Source organism: Weizmannia sp. WK01 (assembly GCF_025905465.1).
Taxonomy (GTDB): Bacteria; Bacillota; Bacilli; order Bacillales; family Bacillaceae_C; genus Weizmannia; species Weizmannia faecalis.
Map to the genome: position 1 here is coordinate 1,730,708 of NZ_CP109616.1, position 20,965 is coordinate 1,751,672.

General features: G+C 47.0%; 20 protein-coding genes, 2 rRNA genes, 1 pseudogene and 1 riboswitch. Of the genes and pseudogenes, 16 read left to right on the forward strand and 7 right to left on the reverse strand.

Features of this window, described 5'->3' with window-relative positions; genetic code table 11:
* Positions 1-8: 8 nt before the first annotated feature.
* Positions 9-383, forward strand: a complete 375-nt coding sequence (locus OF158_RS08010; protein WP_014098345.1) for a VOC family protein — start codon at positions 9-11, stop codon at positions 381-383.
* Positions 384-545: 162 nt separating this feature from the next.
* The gene (locus OF158_RS08015; RefSeq protein WP_014098344.1) at positions 546-665 is read left to right on the forward strand and encodes a DUF4023 family protein; all 120 of its coding nucleotides are present in this window, start codon (positions 546-548) and stop codon (positions 663-665) included.
* 160 nt (positions 666-825) lie between these two features.
* On the opposite strand, the gene OF158_RS08020 is transcribed toward OF158_RS08015, so the two are convergent.
* Entirely contained in the window at positions 826-972 is a 147-nt protein-coding gene (locus OF158_RS08020) for a hypothetical protein (RefSeq protein ID WP_014098343.1), read from the reverse strand.
* Between the two features lie 400 nt (positions 973-1,372).
* On the opposite strand from OF158_RS08020, the gene OF158_RS08025 reads away from it, so the two are divergent.
* Complete coding sequence (locus tag OF158_RS08025; RefSeq protein WP_205422006.1) at positions 1,373-1,687, forward strand: YesK family protein; 315 nt, start codon at positions 1,373-1,375, stop codon at positions 1,685-1,687.
* A 48-nt stretch (positions 1,688-1,735) separates the two neighbouring features.
* Positions 1,736-2,824, forward strand: a complete 1,089-nt coding sequence (locus OF158_RS08030; RefSeq protein ID WP_014098340.1) for an NAD(P)H-dependent flavin oxidoreductase — start codon at positions 1,736-1,738, stop codon at positions 2,822-2,824.
* A gap of 762 nt (positions 2,825-3,586) precedes the next feature.
* Here the strand turns inward: OF158_RS08030 and OF158_RS08035 are convergent.
* The 4 genes and pseudogenes from OF158_RS08035 to OF158_RS08050 all read right to left on the reverse strand — a co-directional run bounded on the left by OF158_RS08035 (position 3,587) and on the right by OF158_RS08050 (position 7,464).
* The gene (locus OF158_RS08035; protein ID WP_014098339.1) at positions 3,587-4,135 is read right to left on the reverse strand and encodes a short-chain dehydrogenase; all 549 of its coding nucleotides are present in this window, start codon (positions 4,133-4,135) and stop codon (positions 3,587-3,589) included.
* 62 nt (positions 4,136-4,197) lie between these two features.
* Positions 4,198-4,725 carry a signal peptidase I gene (gene lepB, locus OF158_RS08040; RefSeq protein ID WP_014098338.1) on the reverse strand — a complete coding sequence of 176 codons (528 nt, stop codon included), beginning with the start codon at positions 4,723-4,725 and terminating at the stop codon, positions 4,198-4,200.
* A 233-nt stretch (positions 4,726-4,958) separates the two neighbouring features.
* A pseudogene (locus OF158_RS08045) lies at positions 4,959-6,044 on the reverse strand (isocitrate/isopropylmalate dehydrogenase family protein).
* A 592-nt stretch (positions 6,045-6,636) separates the two neighbouring features.
* Positions 6,637-7,464, reverse strand: coding sequence for a class I SAM-dependent methyltransferase (locus tag OF158_RS08050; protein WP_014098335.1), 828 nt, complete (start codon positions 7,462-7,464; stop codon positions 6,637-6,639).
* Positions 7,465-7,901: 437 nt separating this feature from the next.
* Here OF158_RS08050 and OF158_RS08055 point away from each other — a divergent pair, with 437 nt between their 5' ends.
* Positions 7,902-8,132 (forward strand): hypothetical protein, encoded by a 231-nt coding sequence (locus tag OF158_RS08055; RefSeq protein WP_035184928.1) that lies wholly within the window; start codon positions 7,902-7,904, stop codon positions 8,130-8,132.
* A gap of 111 nt (positions 8,133-8,243) precedes the next feature.
* A complete protein-coding gene (locus OF158_RS08060) occupies positions 8,244-8,534 on the forward strand; it encodes a hypothetical protein (RefSeq protein ID WP_014098333.1) in 291 nt (96 codons plus the stop codon).
* Between the two features lie 270 nt (positions 8,535-8,804).
* Here the strand turns inward: OF158_RS08060 and OF158_RS08065 are convergent, their stop codons facing one another.
* Positions 8,805-8,987 (reverse strand): hypothetical protein, encoded by a 183-nt coding sequence (locus tag OF158_RS08065; protein WP_014098332.1) that lies wholly within the window; start codon positions 8,985-8,987, stop codon positions 8,805-8,807.
* Between the two features lie 20 nt (positions 8,988-9,007).
* On the reverse strand, positions 9,008-9,751 hold the full coding sequence (locus OF158_RS08070; protein WP_017551306.1) for a type II toxin-antitoxin system SpoIISA family toxin: 744 nt from the start codon (positions 9,749-9,751) through the stop codon (positions 9,008-9,010).
* A gap of 137 nt (positions 9,752-9,888) precedes the next feature.
* On the opposite strand from OF158_RS08070, the gene OF158_RS08075 reads away from it, so the two are divergent.
* The 10 genes from OF158_RS08075 to OF158_RS08120 all read left to right on the forward strand — a co-directional run bounded on the left by OF158_RS08075 (position 9,889) and on the right by OF158_RS08120 (position 20,789).
* Entirely contained in the window at positions 9,889-10,419 is a 531-nt protein-coding gene (locus OF158_RS08075) for a GNAT family N-acetyltransferase (RefSeq protein WP_017551305.1), read from the forward strand.
* A complete protein-coding gene (locus OF158_RS08080) occupies positions 10,419-10,913 on the forward strand; it encodes a GNAT family N-acetyltransferase (protein ID WP_017551304.1) in 495 nt (164 codons plus the stop codon). Before OF158_RS08075 ends, OF158_RS08080 begins: the two co-directional genes overlap by 1 nt.
* The gene (locus OF158_RS08085; RefSeq protein WP_035184919.1) at positions 10,910-11,335 is read left to right on the forward strand and encodes a GNAT family N-acetyltransferase; all 426 of its coding nucleotides are present in this window, start codon (positions 10,910-10,912) and stop codon (positions 11,333-11,335) included. Before OF158_RS08080 ends, OF158_RS08085 begins: the two co-directional genes overlap by 4 nt.
* A gap of 47 nt (positions 11,336-11,382) precedes the next feature.
* Positions 11,383-11,494: riboswitch (TPP riboswitch) on the forward strand.
* Between the two features lie 67 nt (positions 11,495-11,561).
* The gene (locus OF158_RS08090) at positions 11,562-12,323 is read left to right on the forward strand and encodes a 3-oxoacyl-ACP reductase (protein WP_014098324.1); all 762 of its coding nucleotides are present in this window, start codon (positions 11,562-11,564) and stop codon (positions 12,321-12,323) included.
* Positions 12,324-12,461: 138 nt separating this feature from the next.
* A complete protein-coding gene (gene thiM / locus OF158_RS08095) occupies positions 12,462-13,274 on the forward strand; it encodes a hydroxyethylthiazole kinase (RefSeq protein ID WP_013859337.1) in 813 nt (270 codons plus the stop codon).
* A 5-nt stretch (positions 13,275-13,279) separates the two neighbouring features.
* Positions 13,280-14,086 (forward strand): bifunctional hydroxymethylpyrimidine kinase/phosphomethylpyrimidine kinase, encoded by an 807-nt coding sequence (gene thiD, locus OF158_RS08100; RefSeq protein ID WP_017551863.1) that lies wholly within the window; start codon positions 13,280-13,282, stop codon positions 14,084-14,086.
* Complete coding sequence (gene thiE, locus OF158_RS08105) at positions 14,083-14,727, forward strand: thiamine phosphate synthase (RefSeq protein WP_035184916.1); 645 nt, start codon at positions 14,083-14,085, stop codon at positions 14,725-14,727. The genes thiD and thiE overlap by 4 nt, the downstream gene beginning before the upstream one ends.
* A 353-nt stretch (positions 14,728-15,080) precedes the next feature.
* The gene (locus tag OF158_RS08110) at positions 15,081-15,737 is read left to right on the forward strand and encodes an MOSC domain-containing protein (protein WP_017551862.1); all 657 of its coding nucleotides are present in this window, start codon (positions 15,081-15,083) and stop codon (positions 15,735-15,737) included.
* Between the two features lie 400 nt (positions 15,738-16,137).
* Positions 16,138-17,691 (forward strand): 16S ribosomal RNA (locus tag OF158_RS08115).
* Positions 17,692-17,856: 165 nt separating this feature from the next.
* A 23S ribosomal RNA gene (locus OF158_RS08120) occupies positions 17,857-20,789 on the forward strand.
* The 16S and 23S rRNA genes sit together here, the layout of an rRNA operon.
* The last annotated feature ends 176 nt before the right edge of the window (positions 20,790-20,965 follow it).

The window sequence follows — 20,965 nt, forward strand, 5'->3', positions numbered from 1 at the left end:
GGATGAGATTGGCATTTAATTTTATCGCAATCGACCATGTTCAGCTTGCTGCTCCACGTGGCAGTGAGCAGACAGCAAAAAAGTTTTACGCAGAAATCCTCGGATTTACGGAAATTGAAAAACCAGCAGAATTGAAAAAACGCGGCGGCTGCTGGTTTCAAAACGGAAAAATACAAATCCACATCGGCATTGAAGAGCCTTTTTCACCCGCCAAAAAAGCGCATCCTGCATTTGAAGTCAGAAATCTCGAAAGCTTGAAAGAAAGGTTTACCCACTATCAAATGAAGTGGACAGAAGACGGTAAACTACCAGGGGCAGCGCGCATTTACGCAACAGATCCATTCGGAAACAGGCTGGAATTTTTAGAATGGAAGAGCAAGTAAAAAAACGTGCGAAATGGTGAAATGAGAAATTGGCAGGGGGTGGAATATGGCTGTAAATTGCACAATGATGAAAGCGAATCTCCCGTCCGGAAATCCAAAATGCATGCATGCCTGACCGGGTCTTGGTTAAAGTAACAATGACGGGCGGAAAGGAGGCACGACATGGACAATACGCATGGATTTGTGCAGAAGCTGAATGAACAGCAAAAGAAACAGGAACAAAACAAAAAACGGCAGGGGAACGGAAACCCAAGTGAAAAGCTGCCGACAAACCGGCATTAAAAAAATGGCGTGTGGGATACACGCCATTTTTCAAAAGAACGGGACAGCCACGCTCTAAAAACGGGAATTGGTTTACATAATAATATTATAAAAAACCACACATTTCTTTTCCGCTGTTGGGAAGATGTCTGTTTATCCTGAAAATGGAAAAGGCAGCCAATCAGATGGCTGACTGGTTGCCCATGTTTTCTTCCATTTTCATGCTTCGCGCGATTTGTTGTGCATGGCGCTTCGCTTCTTTCACGGACTTTCCTTTTACCGTAATCAATCGTCCGTCAATAATGAAGTTGAAAATTCTGGTTCTCATATGCTATCACCTCTTCTTTGTTTACCCATTGTTCTTTTTTTAAAACATATGCTTCTTTCGGAAAGTTTTTCAGAAGTTGAAGATGCAGTGAGTAGAAAAATATTGCAGCGGGCAGTTTCATGTTATCCGTCGTGCGCAGGGATTTTTTGCGGAACTCGGGCTTTACATTTATAGAATTATAACAGATAAACGAAAAAAATACAACATATTGATATGGAAAGAGTTTTTCTGCCCATATTTTGAAAAGCGCTGCATTCATTTGGACGGGCAACAGGAGAGGGTTTTCACTATTTTTAAAATGTTTAAAATAAATCAGAATCCTGTTATAATGGGATAAAGGCGAATGGGGAGGCATATGGCCACTTTTGTGATGGATGTCGTGAGTTGAACACTCGTCATTTTGCTTGTTTGCTATATTTTTAGGCATATTGTAGAGCTTCCGGTATATGTCATTCCGGTATTCAGTGCGGTATGCAGCATTGTGCTCTTGTTCAGCAGCTTTTTCAAAGGAGGATGGGGCGGAATGGGGCTGGGTGCAATAGGGCTTGTGCTGTTGCTCGCATCCGTCCTGCCTTTTATGCTATCCGCGTTATTTTTAAGGCCGATGGTGGAAAAAAATCGTGAGCTGTCCGGAAAACGGCGGCACATGGCATGCTGCTATCAGAAAAACGGAACGCGAAGATCAGTAACAAGCATTTTACAAGCAGGACTGTAAGCGCTATGATCAGAAAAAAGGTAGAATGGTTTTGAGGGAGGAATTTGGATGTTGAAAAACGTTTTGACCGAACGGCTGAAAATACGGTACCCGATGATTCAGGCTCCGATGGCAGGGGGCATCACCAAACCGGCATTGGTGGCTGCGGTCTCAAACGCCGGCGGGCTGGGCATGATCGGGGCGGGGTACTTAACCGCTGCTCAAACAAAAGAACAAATCCGGGAAATCAAACAGTTAACCGGAAAACCTTTTGGCATCAATCTTTTTGTTCCCGGCGAGTTTGAAGTAGATGAAAAAGTAACAGCCGCAAATGGCATTTTAAATCGGGTCCGCAAACAGTTAAAAATAGAGGCAAAAGCGGAAATAGAAGTTCCTGATTTACATAGCGTACAAGATCAATTTTTGGCACAGGTGCAAGTGGCCATCGAAGAGAAAGTGCCTGTTTGTTCATTCACTTTTGGAATACCTTCCAGGGAAGTGATCGAAAAGCTGAAACAAAACGGGATCCTCCTCATTGGAACGGCAACAACCGTTGATGAAGCGATCGAAGTGGAGCAAGCCGGAATGGATATGGTGGTTGCACAAGGCAGTGAAGCGGGAGGCCATCGCGGGAATTTTTTGAAAGAACATGAGGAAAGTATGATTGGCCTGATGTCACTAATTCCCCAGGTTGCCGACAATGTCCGGATTCCCGTCATTGCGGCAGGCGGTATTATGGATGGCAGGGGGCTTGCAGCAGCGCTTTGCTTAGGGGCAAAAGGCGTGCAAATGGGAACTGCCTTCCTGGCCTGTGCGGAAAGCGGCGCACCTCAGTCCCATAAGGAAGCCGTTCTCCATGCGAAAGAAGATGAGCTTGTCCTCACCCGGTCATTTTCCGGAAAATGGGCAAGAGGCGTAAAAAATGCATTCATCTCGGAAATGAAGCCGCATGAAGCGCTTTTTCCGGATTATCCCGTGCAAAATACGCTCACACAGGATATCAGAAAGGCTGCCGGAAAGCAGAACAACCGTGAGTTTATGTCACTTTGGGCCGGCCAAAGCCCGCGACTCGCAAAACATCAAACGGCAAAAGCATTGATAGGCCATGTCATAAAAGAAGCTGAAGAAATCATGGGCAAAATGCCTGAAACTCTATAATTTTTCGCCGGCAATGAAACAAGGCATCAAGGCACACGAGAGGGTGAATCATTTTCATGACAGGTTTTCTTGCCGTGTTTTAGGTGGCGTGGAAATCTACGTGAAGGAAGCAGGCGCAAAAGATGATGTTTCTTAATGTAGAGTGCGTCTCCGTTAAGGAAGCGCGTGGAAAAAACGATGTTTCTTAACGTAGAGTGCGTCTAGGTGAAGGAAGCTGGGGCAAAAGTCGGTATTTCTTAACGTAGAAGGCGTCTACGTGAAAGAAGCGCGGAAAAAAGACGATGTTCCTTAAAATAGAGTGCGTCTACGTTAAGAAAGCAGGCGCAAAAGACGATGTTTCTTAACGTAGAAGGTGTCTACGTTAAGGAAACGCGTGGAAAAAACGATGTTTCTTAACGTAGAGTGCGTCTATGTTAAGGAAGGGAGCGAAAAAATTGATGTTTCTTAACGTAAAAGGCGTCTACGTTAAGGAAGCGCAGAAAAATGCTGGTCTTTCTTAACATAACCCGCAAAGTGAAGGAAATGTGAAAAAATATCAGCAGGATCTGCTAAGATTGAAGGAATAGTTGTTATCTATAATTTTATTATGTTAACTAAAAATATGACCATATCAAATGATCCTCCTATTATTGTCTGCATTGTAAGCCGAAATAAGCAGGACAAACCCGGACTGAAGACGAATCATAGCGTAAATAGCTGTGAAGTGTGCCAAAGCCATAACAGGTTTGTCCCCCTTTCCCTTTCGCAATTTCTCGGACCACCTTACGGGCGTTTGTCCCACGGTTCCAGTTGCCCGACAATATGCCTTTTTTTGCCTGACTGGATGGCTTCGATGACGCCGTCCGAAATTTCTTCATTTGTCAGCCATCTTGACTGATGATTTTCGAGAATAAACCCAAGCTGGATTTGATGGTAATTGCAATTTTCCAAACCGGCAAGCTCGTTCAAAAGTTCATCCGGATTCCGGGTGCTTCCGAGGACGTGATACAGTTCCCATTGGCGGCTGTTCTGTGAAAAAACATTTGAAATCGTTACAAGTGCTTGATCTGCATAAGAATGGATCCAGGCTACTGCAAGGTCAACCGGTCCGTGCTGCCCAATCAGTTTATCTAAATGTTCACGCAGTGCACTCGAATCAGCGTAATCCGTTAAAACAGGGGTAATCCGGCTCCGGTCAGCGGCCCGGGAAATGCATGCATCCATTTTTTCGGGATTGCGCGCAATAATGGAAACATGGTCAGCCTGTCCGGCGAGCCACAGAGATACATTGCATAGCATGCCGGTTCCGCCGACGACTAAAGCGTGTTTCAAGGAAGTTCCCCCCTGCTTTTTATGAATAGATATCCTAAGCTCTCTGCTGCCCGCAAGGAAAGTTAATGGACTTCCCGAATTTGCGAGAGCGGGTAAAATACCGCTTCGGTTTTTCCCACGAGTTCTTTCTTCGGAATAAGGCCGAGCCCGTTTCTGCTGTCTTCGCTGTACAACCGGTTATCGCCCATTACGAAATATTTATTTCTTGGTACGGTGAGAGGCCCGAAGTTATTCGTCAACTTGCTGCCTTTTTTACGTGCTGCTTTCAGGTTTTTTGCAAGGTAAGGCTCTTTGTGCAACTTCCCATTAATGTAGAGATGGTCATTTTTGACTAGAATGGTATCTCCGGGAAGGCCGATAATCCGCTTTACATAGTTTTCCGTTTCTCCCTTGATGATGATGATATCGCCTCTTTGGTAATCGGCAGCAGAATGGACTTTATAAACGAGAATTTTATCGTGGTTATGAAGTGTCGGCTCCATTGATTCCCCTTCAACCATATAAGGGGCAATGAAAAATCCCCTGATGACCGCAACAAGCAGAATGGCAAATATGAATGATTTTAACAAGGTTTTTATCCCTTTGCTCATTTGACCAGCTCCCATGCATATCTTCATCGTATTCTATTCTTCCAGAAAGACAGGAAATCCTTTATATTGTTTAATAATATGCAACATTTCCATGTTATAAACATAAGAGATGGGGCACAGGAGCGATTTGTGCCATTCAAGGCGGCGGGAAATTGCGGAATCATCCGCCGTCCGCGGGATCTCGGAAAGCTGTAAAAATGCCCGTTCAACAGTCTTTAGGCAATTCGCACAAATCATGAGAGCTGGTAAATTTTTTTGATCACAGCATCTGTAAAAGCTGTTGTGGAAGCAGAGCCCCCCAAATCATGGGTAACGGTCCCATCTGCAATGGTACCCAAACATGCATCTTCCATTTTTTTCGCAATTTCATTCAGGCGGGGATCGCGGTGATGTGCACTTAATCATTGCAACAGCATGACAGCTGACAGCAGCATGCTTGTTGGATTTGCAAGATCCTGTCCGGCAATGTCCGGTGCTGAACCGTGTGCCGCCTGGGCCATTGCCTGTTTCCCGTTTGTGTTTAAGGAAGGGGATAATCCCAAGCTTCCCGCCAATTCACCGGCCAGGTCCGACAAGATATCACCGAATAAGTTTTCTGTCACAATGACATCAAAGTCACCGGCCCTGCGCACGAGGCGTGCTGCCATTGCATCAATAAGGACATCTTCCACTTTGACTTCAGGATAATATTTTTTGCCGGTTTCATAGCAAATATCGCGGAATAACCCGAATGCCAATCTAATGACATTGGCTTTGTGGACAATCGTGACCTTCTTTCTCCGGGACATAGCCAGCTTAAATGCTTCATGGGCAATTCTTTCAATTGATTTTCTGGTAAAAACGCCGGTTACAAGTGCTACATCCGGTGTAACCATACACTCTCCGGTACCGATGTACATATTCCGATCGGATAAAAAGCCTTCGGAGTTTTCGCGTAAAATTATCAGGTCGCTAAACCCGGCGACACTTTTTGTCCCGGGAAAAGTCCGACTTGGGCGAATATTGGCAAATAAATCAAAGCAATGCCGTAACTCGCCGCTTGGATTTCTTTTGAATAAACGGTGTTCATCCGGATATGCGGAGGAATCATGCGGCCCCATCAACCAGCCATCGGTTTCTTTCAGCCCTTGTTTTGTCACGTCCGGCATAGGATCATTGTATTTTTTAATTCCTTCCCAGCCCATTGGAAGCTCTATGAAAACAAATTCGGTTCCGTTTGCTGCTTTTGAAGCTGCAGCTTTCAACACTTTAACAGTAGCGCTTACAATCTCAGGCCCGATCCCGTCGCCATATAATACACCTAATTTATACGTTGTCATCTTTCAAACTCCTCTCAACTGTTTTAAAAAATCGAAGGGGGTGCCTGGTGATCATCTTGACTTACAGGAAGGACAGCCGTATTGGGGAAGTGTTCAATGGATCATCGGGGCTGAATTTCTAAAATTACTTTGTCCCTTTTCTATTATTTTAGCATTTTATAAAAATCAGATAAAGGTTTAAAATATTGTTGCCAAAGATCAAGCAGTCCCACTTCCGGCGGAAAAATGCCCTGATTTCTCATGGCCAGAGGCCGGGCGTGAGAAAAGGGGAAGGAAGAGATCAACCGGAGACTGCAATCTGCCAGCAGGGGTTATTTGGAAACCTTTTGGATTAAACAAAATAAACGTCTGGCATTTTGGACAAACCCAACCGGATCCATTTCTGATCCGGTTCCTTCTTCATTTTGAAAAATGGCGTTGATAATAGAAATTATTGCAGGGATGATGATAAAGCCAAGCCGGATACCCACCCAGTAATCCCTTTGGGCGCGCCGCCTAATTGAAAGTTTTTTTGTACCATAATCCGCCGCTTTGTATTTTGACGTAATCCTCAATAGGCGAGAATAATTTTGTCTCTATTTTCGACCATCTGTTATTGATCTTCCGGCTTTTGCGATTCATGGTACTTGCTCATCTTTCCTCCCCATGTAAGTGCAGATGGTTTGATTCCAATCACCCGGATGCGTTTATAGTCTGCGATCCAGTGCCCGTTTTTCCACAAACTGCCTTTCAGTTGTTTTTCTGTATTCGCAATGATCATTTCTGTTTCCTGTTCCGGGATGCCTTCCAGCAACTGCGTACAAAACATTCGGATCCAGTTTTTCAGGCCGTCTTCTCCCTCCAACGGTGTCGGCCGGTCAAAATGCATAGCGAACGTAACATAAAATCCGGCTTTTTCCATCAAAGCGGTATACTCGCCAATGCTGGGATAGTACCAGGGAAACTGTTCCGGAGAGAACTCGAACCCGGTTTCTGTGATTTGCTGGATGAGCGAAGACGTGATCAATTCTACATTACCTTTGCCGCCAAATTCTGCGACAAATCGGCCGCCTTGTTTCAGGCTCCGGAACACACCTTCCAATGCGGCGCCCGGTTCCTTGATCCAATGGAGGACAGCATTTGAAAAAACAGCATCAAATTGGTTCGTATAGGGCAGTTTTGCCGCATTCTGTACATCAAAAGCGATGTCTGGATATTTGCTTGAAGCCTGCCGGATCATATTTTCCGACTGATCGATGCCAACAATATGTGCGCCGCTTTCCCCGATTTTATAAGATAAATCGCCGGTTCCGCAGCCGAGGTCGAGAATGTTTTCGCTGGGTTGCGGAGAGAGCAGCCCGATCAGGCTGTTTCCGTATTCCGATACAAATTTGTGTTTGGTATCATACAATTCGGCATTCCAATTGTCTGCTGGCTTCATTACGGATTCTCCTTCTCTATTTTGCTGAAAAGTAAAAATAATATGGGTTTAAATAAAATATATCATACATCAAAAGGAAATGAGGATTGTAAAATTTTATTTTTCCGGATTGCGGTTGCTGCCCGGCACATGAATTCGTTTCCAAGAGCAGATCCCGCGTGATAAAATGGTTGTAATACCCGAGGAAAATAAATGCCCTGGTTTTAACCGTGGCGCTGGTGGGATTGTTATTTTCGTATTACTGAAAAAAGCCTTAACACCGGTTTGCCTGCTTTTGATCCGGTTATCAATGTCCGGCTTCTCTGCTTTGCCATATTGGAGATTATCATTTTGCTACAAATGAAAATATTCAATTTACAAGAAGGAATTTTGCATGTGTGCCCACAATAGTTAATATTAGATGTATCGCTTGCAGACAGGGGATGATTTTTTTGAAAATGGCTGGCGTGATTTTTGTGGTTATCGGTGTGATTCTTCTTCCGTTTGGCATTTTGCAGTTTAAAAAAGAATGGAAAGCCTACCGGAAATTTTCCCCGAAAACCCAAAAGGTATTTGTGCTGATTGAAATATTCGATGTATTATCGGGTGTCCCCATCCTGTCAACCTGGTTGATGTACCTTTCAGCATTCTGTATTGTGATGGGTGTCATCATGATCACAACGCATTAAGAAAGATGATGAAAAACGCGAAAAGATGGCGTCCTGCGGTTGTTTTGAGCCGAATGGGGAGTACATCGCCAAGTTGACATAAAAAAGCGCTGGAGATGAGGGGGCAACTGGATGTTAAAAAAATGCTTATTGGTGCTGACTGTATTTTTACTGGCTGCTGATGCTACTATTTTGTATATATGGCTTGCCAAATGGCAAAAACTTGCAACGATTCCCGGTATGGTGGGCTGGGGAATAGCCTTTTTGTCAGGATTGCTTTTATATATGATCTTAAAAAAGTTGAGTTCCGGAGAAAAAATGGTGATGGTCTTCAGCCGGCTTGCACTCGGTTCCGCTGTCCTGCTTTGCGGTTTAGCGGTTTTGACGGTTCTCATTACCCTTACTGTCCGCTCAATGCCGTAAGAGAGGTATGTTACATATCCCATTTGCAAGAACAAAAAATCTGCGGGTGCTAATCTGATTTCATGTTGCCCGCTTATTTTTCAGCTTATCAATAAAGCTGAGGAGTTCCACTGTCTGTTTTTTTCTGTTTTTTTCCATTGGGGAAGGAGAAGGGGGCGGAGAGTAAACGCTTGTTTCTTTATGGAACTTTTTCACATGATCACCTCTGCTGATTATCTGCAATAGTGTATGTAGAGTTGTTAAAAAGTATGAAGGGCAATAACCAGTTTGTTATTGCCCTTGAGAAGATTTTTTGCCGTACTTTTTCAGGATCTGTTCGTTTTCTTCCATGATTTTTAAAGTCGTCGGGCTGATGCCCACTGAAGGAACACGGACTCTTGATTTTCTTCTGAAAGTTCCCCGAATATTTCCGGTTTCATTTCTCTGTGCCAGGAGTGCACTGCTTTTTTTCATTTTTGTCACCGCCTTGTTTTTCAATCCATGTCGTCCGGCGGAGCCGCAAAATCATAAACATGGGCCATGATGACAAACAGGATACAATCCATTTCTGTAATGGCTCTGGAACCGGATATTTTTAATAGATACAATTCGTCATGAAAAAGATAAATCGGATGGAGCGCATCGTTTCCATCGACATGATACACCGTCTCCAGCCTGTCCAATTTTGCGCGGACGGAACCGGGATTTTTGTAACGATACAATGCCTGATCTTTCTCTAACGGTGTTGTAAACGGCAAAATATTAACGCTCATATCCGCTTTTTCCGCATAAGATGACAGTACTTCTTTTAAACCTAACAGATATCCTTCTTTACTACCATAATACCCTACGATGCCCTCGTTATTCAAGATGTCGAGCATATTTTTAGCCATTGACAGATTGTCCTGAAGCAAAGACTCGTTTGCAGAAACGGTTTTCGTAAATCTCTCCAATTCATATTTTCCGGCTTTACGGAAATACATATTTAAAAAAATAAAACCGTCGATTGCTGCAAAAATAAGCGCGGTGATGGCATAGTTTTTAAAATCCGTGAAAATGCTCGCCGGATGGATCGTCCAGTAAACCAGCGCGCCAAATAAATAAACCAAATACCAGATTTTCCGGATCAGAAAAACTTTTGCATCCATCTTTTCTTCATTTTTTCCATACAGGTAAGTGTATATCACGAGACCGGCAAAACAAAGCCAAACAAAAGTTTTAAAAAACAGCGTTTCCAAATCTCCGCCCCCCTATATTCCAGAAAAGTACTGTCTGCCATTATTTTATCATAAAAAGGGGAACTATTGTTTGGCTTTCTTCATAAAAGGCAGAATTGATGAAATGTTCCTAGGATGATAGACGGATAAAGAGAGATATGTTAGAATTTAACAAAATATGGGGGGAGCTGGCAGTTTTGGAAGCAAAAAACGCGTTAAACATCCGACAACTGGGAAACAAGGAAAAACTGCCGATGGATTTACTGCTGCTTGCCGACCCGTCACGCGAAATGGTGATGGCCTATGCCAAACGCGGGGAATGCTATGTGGCGGAAATCGAAGGAAAAGTGATCGGGGTTTACATCCTGCTAGCGGCAAGGCCGGGAATCGTGGAATTGGCGAATGTGGCGGTTTCAAAAGAACATCACGGAAAAGGATTTGGAAAACGGCTTGTGCTGGATGCCATCCAGAGGGCAGGAAGAAAAGGATTTAAATCGATCGAAGTGGGTACCGGTAATTCCAGCATCAGCCAGCTGGCCTTGTATCAAAAATGCGGTTTTCGGATCTCCGGGGTGGACAGAGACTTTTTCGTCAGGCATTATGATGAAGCGATTTATGAAAACGGGATTCACTGCCGGGATATGGTACGGTTATCACTCGATTTGGAAGAAACGACATGTAAGGGGTAATGGAATTGGAACTGGTCTTTTACAATGATGATTTAAAGCAACAATTGGACAACTATACGATAACGGATGATCAGCTCCGTTTTACGGGGCATCCAAATGAAGCCATTGCCCTTGCAAAAGAGGATCCGGAACGGCACCCTGTTGTTGCAGTCCGCCATAACATGATCACAAACTTTTTTGTGCTTCATGAAAAAAATGGCGCCAGGCTCTATACAAATCATCCGCATGCCATATTGCTGCGGACTTTTTCAACCGATTTCCACCAGCAGGGAAAAGGATACGCCAGGCAATGTTTAAAACAGCTGCCCCATTTTGTCTGTACCCATTTTCCGGAAATAGAGCAAATGGTCCTTGGGGTGAATGCGGAAAATCTTGCTGCCCAAAATTTATACAGACAAGCCGGGTTTGTGGATGAAGGGGACAGGATGATGGGGAAAAAGGGCGAATTGATCATTATGCATTACCATTTAGACAAAGAAGGGGTATACAGGTGAAAATAAAAGAACTTACAACCCGGGAAGAGTGGAAAGCGGCGTTTCCGGTGATGAAACAGCTGCGGAAACATTTGGACGAAGAAAACGATCTCCAGCTGGTGGAGGCGGCGGCAAAGACATCGGATTACAAGATGGCCGCTGTAATAGATGGCGGAAACATTGTGGCGGTAACCGGGTATATGCCGATGATTACTTTGTACAACGGGCGGTTCATTTGGGTATACGACCTGGTGACGGATGAAGTGCACCGATCAAAAGGATACGGCGCCAGGCTTTTGGCGTATGTGGAAAAACAGGCTGGCGAAAACGGATACGGCATTGTATCTCTGTCATCCGGCCTGCAAAGAAAAGATGCCCACCGGTTTTATGAAGAAAAAATGGATTATGATAAAGTCAGTTATGTTTTTTTAAAAAGATTGTAAACTTTACATCTTCATTGAAAAAGGATATAATAGCTAAAAATAATCTTTCAAACTACTAGGGGTGCCCGGATTTGGCGGGCTGAGAGAAAAACCGGCGTTTTTCAACCCTTTGGACCTGATCCGGATCATACCGGCGTAGGAAAGTAGGAATTTGTAAAAAAATTTCTTGCTGATGAAGTCAGGTCTTTTCGGGCCTGGCTTTTTTGCATGGGAAGGGGTGGGACAAATGAAACTGGATGAGCAGGTGGTTGTCGTCACAGGCGGAAGCAGGGGGTTAGGCAAAGCAGTTGTAAAAGCTTTTGCAAGAGAAGGGGCGGGCGTTGTCATCAACTATTTTGAGAGTGAGGGGAAGGCAAAGGATCTTCAGAATATTTTAGGAGAAAAAGCGGTTGCCCTGAAGGCGGATGTAAGGGATCCGGCGCAGGTAAGAAAGATGTTCCGGCAGGCCGAAGCTTATTTTTCCAGGCCTGTCACGACAATTGTAAATAATGCCCTCGTGCATTTCCGCTTTGATCCGGAATCCCGGCACGATGCTTCCCGAATTTCGTGGGAGGAATACAGCTTGCAGATGGAAGGTGCGGTTCGCGGCGCATTAAATACCATACAGGCCGGCCTTGCGGAAATGAAACGGCTGCATTTCGGCAGGGTGATCAATATTGGCACAAACCTGTTTCAAAATCCGGTTGTCGCCTACCATGATTACAATACGAGCAAGGCAGCGCTCCTCGGCTTCACCCGGAGCATGGCGAAAGATCTGGGGCAATATGGCATTACCGTTAATATGGTATCCGGCGGCCTTCTGAAAACGACGGATGCAAGTGCAGCCACATCTGAAGCGGTTTTTCAATTGATTCAGGAAACTACTCCGCTGCAAAAGGTGACAGAACCGGAAGACGTTGCGGATGCCGTGTTGTTTTTTGCATCGCCATGGGCGAGGGCGGTAACCGGACAAAATCTCGTCGTTGACGGCGGACTTGTAATGGATTAGGCGGATGGACCTTACCCTGCAAGAAAATCCCCATTTAGAGGTATGACAACGATTAGGTGTAAATCAAATGCCTGTGAAATTTGGAGAATACGCGAGTAAATGAGAGACAATTGTACTTTATTGAAGGAGGGAATGGAAATGGAAAAAGAAAAACCAATTGAACTGCTTGAAAAAATCAGGGAAGCCAATCCGCTTATCCATAATATCACGAATATTGTGGTGGCTAATTTTACAGCAAACGGGCTGTTGGCACTTGGCGCATCTCCGGTAATGGCCGATGCGGTGGAAGAAGTTGCCGATATGGCGAAAGCGGCAAATGCGGTCGTGTTAAATATCGGCACTTTGAACGAAAAAGCCGTCGAAGCAATGATTTTGGCGGGAAAGTCTGCAAATGAAAATGGCGTTCCGGTCGTCCTTGATCCGGTAGCTGCCGGTTCAACCCGTTACCGGACAGAAACGGCAAAAAAATTGCTGAAAGAAATCCGCTTCACATCCATCAGGGGAAATGCCGGAGAAATCGCCAATCTGATCGGAATAGATGCCAAAGTAAAAGGCGTCGATGCAGGAGATACCGGCCTGGATACGGGCGAACTCGCTTTAAAAGCGGCAAAAACGCTTCATACTACGATCGTGGTAAGTGGCAAGACGGATGCGGTGTCAAACGGTACAAACCTTTATCTCGTACATAACGGCCACCCGCTTTTAACAAAAGTCACCGGGACAGGCTGCCTTTTGTCCGCGGTTTGCGGCGCTTTTCTCGCTGTTGAGAAAGATCCGGTCCAGGCATCTGTTTCGGCGCTTGCGATTTACGGCGCTGCTGCGGAAATCGCAAGAGAAAAAACAGGCGGGGATTTGCCGGGCAGTTTTCAAATGGCGTTTTTAGACCAGCTGGCAGAAATAGGAGCTGAAGAAATCCAAAAATATGCCTCTTTTGAAAAGAAAGAAGGGTGAACATCATGAAAAAAGCACTCACGATTGCCGGTTCTGATTCCGGGGGCGGTGCCGGCATCCAGGCGGACTTGAAAACATTTCAGGAATTAGAAGTATACGGCATGTCCGTGATTACCGCGGTGACGGCACAAAATACACGCGGGGTCCAGGGGGTATTTCCGCTTGGTCCCGAAGCAGTCTCCCGCCAATTGGCGTCCATTGCCGAAGATATGGGGACAGATGCACTAAAAACCGGCATGTTGTTTGATTCCGGCATCATCGAAGTGGTCGCGGAAAAAATCAAAGCCTACCACTGGGAAAAACTCGTTGTAGACCCGGTGATCATTGCAAAGGGCGGGGAAACCCTTTTGCAAAAGGAAGCGGTTAAAGCCTTAAAAAGCCAGCTGCTTCCGCTCGCCTTCATTGTGACGCCGAATCTTCCGGAAGCGGAGAAACTGGCAGGAATGCCCATCCGAAATACTGATGATATGAAGGAAGCGGCACGCATCATTGCGGATTGCGGTCCCCGGTATTGTCTCATTAAAGGCGGACATCATGAGTCTTCCCCAGTTTCGAGCGACTTGCTTTTTGACGGGGCGAACTTTTACGAATATACAGCGAAAAGATACGTAACTAAAAATACGCACGGCACCGGCTGTACGTTTTCTTCGGCGATTACGGCAGAATTGGCAAAAGGCGCGGATATATTTGCTGCTGTGTCGACAGCAAAAGCATTCATTACCGCGGCGATCGAAGACGGCATTCAAATTGGACATGGGCACGGGCCGACGAACCATTGGGCCTACCAAAAAAGGAGAATGAATAACCGATGACAGGCGAACATTTGCGTGACGCATTGAAACTGTATTTTATTATGGGCAGCCCGAACTGCACGCTGCCGCCGGAACAAGTGCTGGAAAACGCCATCAGAGGCGGCGTCACCCTTTTTCAATACCGCGAAAAAGGAAAAGGTGCACGAAAAGGCGAAGAAAAGAAAGTGCTTGGTGAAAAATTGAAGTGGGTATGCCAAAAAAACGGGATTCCTTTTCTTGTAAATGATGACATTGCACTTGCTTTGGAACTGGATGCTGACGGTGTGCATGTCGGGCAGGAAGATGAACCGCTGGCATCCGTACGGGAAAAGTTGGGGGATAAGATTATTGGCGTCTCGGCCTATACGTTGGAGGAAGCCAGGCAGGCAGCAAACGGAGGCGCGAATTATCTTGGCGTTGGCCCCATTTTTCCGACGAAATCGAAAGAAGATGCGAAAGCGGCGAAAGGGACAACCGTCATTCGCGAAATCCGCCAAAATGGCATCCGGATTCCAATTGTCGGAATTGGCGGCATAGGGCCGGGCAATGCAAAAAGCGTCATAGAAGCAGGGGCAGACGGCGTTTCCGTCATTTCTTCCATTGCAGGCGCGGAAGATGCGGAAGCGGCAGCTGCCCTGTTGAAAAGGGAACTCACTTTATAATGAAGGCGTAAACCCCCCTGCGCCTTTTGACAGTTTAAAAATGGAATCAAGATAAGCCGGGTGTAGGAGCCTGGCTTTTTTGGTGCCAAGCAGGCTGAATGGCGGTGAATTTTTTGCGAGAATTTTTCAATATCTTGATTGATAAAACTTTTGTTCTTGTGATAAAATACAAACAAACATTCTGATAAAATAATGAAGCGATAAAAATTTTAGAAACCTTTCTGCAAAAGGATTGAAAACAGCGAATTCGGAAAGCTGAACGGGAGACCCGCGGGATTTTCTTAAAATGTTTTTCAAAATTTACGCAAAGGATGGTAAAATTTAGATAGCAATTTGGGGAAGGAGCGAACGTGATGGCGGACGGTGTTGTTGTTTCGGTAAATACAGGCAAACCAAAGGCGCTTACCTATAAACAGAAAGTGGTGCAGAGCGGCATTTTTAAAATACCGCAGGAGGGCCCGGTATATCTGGCAAAAGAAAATTTTGAAGGGGACAAGCAGGCGGACCTTGTTCATCATGGCGGAGCGGATAAAGCAGTCTGCGTGTATGTTGGTGATCATTTTCCAGTATGGGGGGAGAAATTTAACCGAACTTTTGAGCCGGGGGCATTTGGCGAAAATATTACGCTCTCGGGATGCTCGGAAGCAGATATCCATATCGGTGATGTTTTTCAAATGGGGGAAGCGATTGTGCAGGTATCACAGCCGCGGGAGCCTTGTTATAAAATTGCTGCGAAACATGGATTGGACAGTTTTCCTGCCGACATTGTTGAAACCGGTTGGTCCGGCTTCTATATGCGTGTGCTTGAGGAAGGCTTTGTCCGGAAAAATGACAGCTTTATCCTGCTTGAAAAAGGGGAAAAACAGCTTTCCATTCTGCATATCAATAAAATCAGATACCATGATAGAACAAATTTTGATGCGATAGAAGAAATTTTAAGTGTAAAGGCACTTGCCGGCGACTGGCAAAAAGCATTCCGAAAATTATGGATGAAAAAAGGGAATGGATAAAAGAAGCGGCAGCTGTGACAGCTTTCTCCAATGTAAACATACGAAGGAGTACTGCGGTTCCCTGAAAATGACCGGTACGTATGTAACTGAGGAAGTTCAATGCCGTTCCGCCATCTTAACTCGCAGCATAGATCCCTGTTTCTTCATTATATTATGGAGCAGGGATCTAAAAAAAGATGGAAAACATTACCTTGCTCTATCATATTGACTTAAGTTACGAATAAGTGATATGATATATGAGCTGGCCCGTTAGATGATTAAAAAACGGGTTTAAAAAAAGATGTTGACAGCGAATTGATATTTTGGTATAATAATTGATTCGCTGAAAAACAAAGCGATTGTTCCTTGAAAACTGGACAAAACGAAACGTCAAATTCTTTTTGAGCTTTTATCAAACATCTTTACTGAGAGTTTGATCCTGGCTCAGGACGAACGCTGGCGGCGTGCCTAATACATGCAAGTCGTGCGGACTTTTTAAAAGCTTGCTTTTAAAAGGTTAGCGGCGGACGGGTGAGTAACACGTGGGCAACCTGCCTGTAAGATCGGGATAACGCCGGGAAACCGGGGCTAATACCGGATATTTTTTTCCTCCGCATGGAGGAAAAAGGAAAGACGGCTTCGGCTGTCACTTACAGATGGGCCCGCGGCGCATTAGCTAGTTGGTGGGGTAACGGCTCACCAAGGCAACGATGCGTAGCCGACCTGAGAGGGTGATCGGCCACATTGGGACTGAGACACGGCCCAAACTCCTACGGGAGGCAGCAGTAGGGAATCTTCCGCAATGGACGAAAGTCTGACGGAGCAACGCCGCGTGAGTGAAGAAGGCCTTCGGGTCGTAAAACTCTGTTGCCGGGGAAGAACAAGTGCCGTTCGAACAGGGCGGCGCCTTGACGGTACCCGGCCAGAAAGCCACGGCTAACTACGTGCCAGCAGCCGCGGTAATACGTAGGTGGCAAGCGTTGTCCGGAATTATTGGGCGTAAAGCGCGCGCAGGCGGCTTCTTAAGTCTGATGTGAAATCTTGCGGCTCAACCGCAAGCGGTCATTGGAAACTGGGAGGCTTGAGTGCAGAAGAGGAGAGTGGAATTCCACGTGTAGCGGTGAAATGCGTAGAGATGTGGAGGAACACCAGTGGCGAAGGCGGTTCTCTGGTCTGTAACTGACGCTGAGGCGCGAAAGCGTGGGGAGCAAACAGGATTAGATACCCTGGTAGTCCACGCCGTAAACGATGAGTGCTAAGTGTTAGAGGGTTTCCGCCCTTTAGTGCTGCAGCTAACGCATTAAGCACTCCGCCTGGGGAGTACGGCCGCAAGGCTGAAACTCAAAGGAATTGACGGGGGCCCGCACAAGCGGTGGAGCATGTGGTTTAATTCGAAGCAACGCGAAGAACCTTACCAGGTCTTGACATCCTCTGACCTCCCTGGAGACAGGGCCTTCCCCTTCGGGGGACAGAGTGACAGGTGGTGCATGGTTGTCGTCAGCTCGTGTCGTGAGATGTTGGGTTAAGTCCCGCAACGAGCGCAACCCTTGACCTTAGTTGCCAGCATTCAGTTGGGCACTCTAAGGTGACTGCCGGTGACAAACCGGAGGAAGGTGGGGATGACGTCAAATCATCATGCCCCTTATGACCTGGGCTACACACGTGCTACAATGGATGGTACAAAGGGCTGCGAGACCGCGAGGTTAAGCCAATCCCAGAAAACCATTCCCAGTTCGGATTGCAGGCTGCAACCCGCCTGCATGAAGCCGGAATCGCTAGTAATCGCGGATCAGCATGCCGCGGTGAATACGTTCCCGGGCCTTGTACACACCGCCCGTCACACCACGAGAGTTTGTAACACCCGAAGTCGGTGAGGTAACCTTTACGGAGCCAGCCGCCGAAGGTGGGACAGATGATTGGGGTGAAGTCGTAACAAGGTAGCCGTATCGGAAGGTGCGGCTGGATCACCTCCTTTCTAAGGAAATTAAGGAAAACTTCGTTTTCCACAATTAAGTTTGACGTTTCCGTTTTGTTCAGTTTTGAAGGTTCAATCCTTCAGTATGTGTTCTTTGAAAACCGGATAGGAGAAACAAACCAAGTAAACCGAGAATCGCTTATTTTTGGATTTAAACTTTTTTATGGTTAAGTTAGAAAGGGCGCACGGTGAATGCCTTGGCACTAGGAGCCGATGAAGGACGGTACAAACACCGATATGCTCCGGGGAGCTATACGTAAGCTTTGATCCGGAGATTTCCGAATGGGGAAACCCCCTGTCTTTAATCGGACAGGATTCCTGCCTGAATCCATAGGGCAGGAAGGGCACACCCGGGGAACTGAAACATCTCAGTACCCGGAGGAAGAGAAAGCAATTGCGATTTCCCAAGTAGCGGCGAGCGAACAGGAAACAGCCCAAACCGGAAGGCTTGCCTTCCGGGGTTGTAGGACACTCATATGGGAGTTACAAAAGAACAGGTTAAGTGAAGCGGCCTGGAAAGGCCTGCCGGAGAAGGTAAAAGCCCTGTAACTGACACTTCGTTCTCTCCCGAGTGGATCCTGAGTACGGCGGGACACGAGGAATCCCGCCGGAATCCGGGAGGACCATCTCCCAAGGCTAAATACTCCCTAGTGACCGATAGTGAACCAGTACCGTGAGGGAAAGGTGAAAAGCACCCCGGGAGGGGAGTGAAAGAGATCCTGAAACCGTGTGCCTACAAGTAGTCAGAGCCCGTTAATGGGTGATGGCGTGCCTTTTGTAGAATGAACCGGCGAGTTACGGTCTCATGCAAGGTTAAGCTGAAGAAGCGGAGCCGCAGCGAAAGCGAGTCTGAACAGGGCGAAAGAGTATGAGGCCGCAGACCCGAAACCAGGTGATCTACCCATGTCCAGGGTGAAGGCAAGGTAACACTTGCTGGAGGCCCGAACCCACGCACGTTGAAAAGTGCGGGGATGAGGTGTGGGTAGCGGAGAAATTCCAATCGAACTTGGAGATAGCTGGTTCTCTCCGAAATAGCTTTAGGGCTAGCCTCAAGCGAAGAGTTTTGGAGGTAGAGCACTGTTTGGACGAGGGGCCCTCATCGGGTTACCGAATTCAGACAAACTCCGAATGCCAAAAACTTATGCTTGGGAGTCAGACTGTGAGTGATAAGATCCATGGTCGAAAGGGAAACAGCCCAGACCGCCAGCTAAGGTCCCAAAGTATACGTTAAGTGGAAAAGGATGTGGCGTTGCTTAGACAACCAGGATGTTGGCTTAGAAGCAGCCATCATTCAAAGAGTGCGTAATAGCTCACTGGTCGAGTGACGCTGCGCCGAAAATGTACCGGGGCTAAACGTATCACCGAAGCTGCGGATGGACACCGTATGGTGTCCGTGGTAGGAGAGCGTTCTAAGGGCGTTGAAGCCGGACCGGAAGGACCGGTGGAGCGCTTAGAAGTGAGAATGCCGGTATGAGTAGCGAAAGAAGGGTGAGAATCCCTTCCACCGAATGCCTAAGGTTTCCTGAGGAAGGCTCGTCCGCTCAGGGTTAGTCGGGGCCTAAGCCGAGGCCGAAAGGCGTAGGCGATGGACAACAGGTTGATATTCCTGTACCGCCTCTTCACCGTTTGAACGATGGGGGGACGCAGGAGGATAGGGCAAGCGCGACACTGGTTGATCGCGTCCAAGCAGTTAGGCCGGTGCGGAGGCAAATCCTTCGCGCCAAGGCGGAGCTGTGATGGCGAGGGAAATTTTAGTACCGAAGTTCCTGATTCCACACTGCCAAGAAAAGCCTCTAGTGAGGTGAAAGGCGCCCGTACCGCAAACCGACACAGGTAGGCGAGGAGAGAATCCTAAGGTGAGCGAGAGAACTCTCGTTAAGGAACTCGGCAAAATGACCCCGTAACTTCGGGAGAAGGGGTGCTTTTTGGGGTGTATGCCCCGGGAAGCCGCAGTGAATAGGCCCAGGCGACTGTTTAGCAAAAACACAGGTCTCTGCGAAGCCGCAAGGCGAAGTATAGGGGCTGACACCTGCCCGGTGCTGGAAGGTTAAGGAGAGGGGTTAGCCGTAAGGCGAAGCTCTGAACTGAAGCCCCAGTAAACGGCGGCCGTAACTATAACGGTCCTAAGGTAGCGAAATTCCTTGTCAGGTAAGTTCTGACCCGCACGAAAGGTGTAACGATCTGGGCACTGTCTCAACGAGAGACTCGGTGAAATTATAGTACCTGTGAAGATGCAGGTTACCCGCGACAGGACGGAAAGACCCCATGGAGCTTTACTGCAGCCTGATATTGAATTTTGGTACAGCTTGTACAGGATAGGTAGGAGCCTTGGAAACCGGAGCGCCAGCTTCGGCGGAGGCATCGGTGGGATACTACCCTGGCTGTATTGAAATTCTAACCCGCACCCCTTACCGGGGTGGGAGACAGTGTCAGGCAGGCAGTTTGACTGGGGCGGTCGCCTCCTAAAAGGTAACGGAGGCGCCCAAAGGTTCCCTCAGAATGGTTGGAAATCATTCGCAGAGTGTAAAGGCATAAGGGAGCTTGACTGCGAGACTTACAAGTCGGGCAGGGACGAAAGTCGGGCTTAGTGATCCGGTGGTTCCGCATGGAAGGGCCATCGCTCAACGGATAAAAGCTACCCTGGGGATAACAGGCTGATCTCCCCCAAGAGTCCACATCGACGGGGAGGTTTGGCACCTCGATGTCGGCTCATCGCATCCTGGGGCTGTAGTCGGTCCCAAGGGTTGGGCTGTTCGCCCATTAAAGCGGTACGCGAGCTGGGTTCAGAACGTCGTGAGACAGTTCGGTCCCTATCCGTCGCGGGCGCAGGAAATTTGAGAGGAGCTGTCCTTAGTACGAGAGGACCGGGATGGACGCACCGCTGGTGTACCAGTTGTCTTGCCAAAGGCATCGCTGGGTAGCTATGTGCGGAAGGGATAAGTGCTGAAAGCATCTAAGCATGAAGCCCCCCTCAAGATGAGATTTCCCACAGTTTATACTGGTAAGATCCCTGAAAGATGATCAGGTTGATAGGTCCGGGGTGGAAGCGCGGCGACGCGTGGAGCTGACGGATACTAATCGATCGAGGACTTAACCACGAAAAGCGGAAGCGCCTCGCTCATCGGCGTACGGATTTCGGAGCTTTCGACTGAGATAAAGGAAACACGGCGAGCCCCTAAAGGCGAGCCGATGTTGACTTATCGTAGGGAGAAAGCGTAGAAATACGCTAGCCGATAGGCGCTGGAGCTAGACAATTCTCAAAGTTAGAAACGCA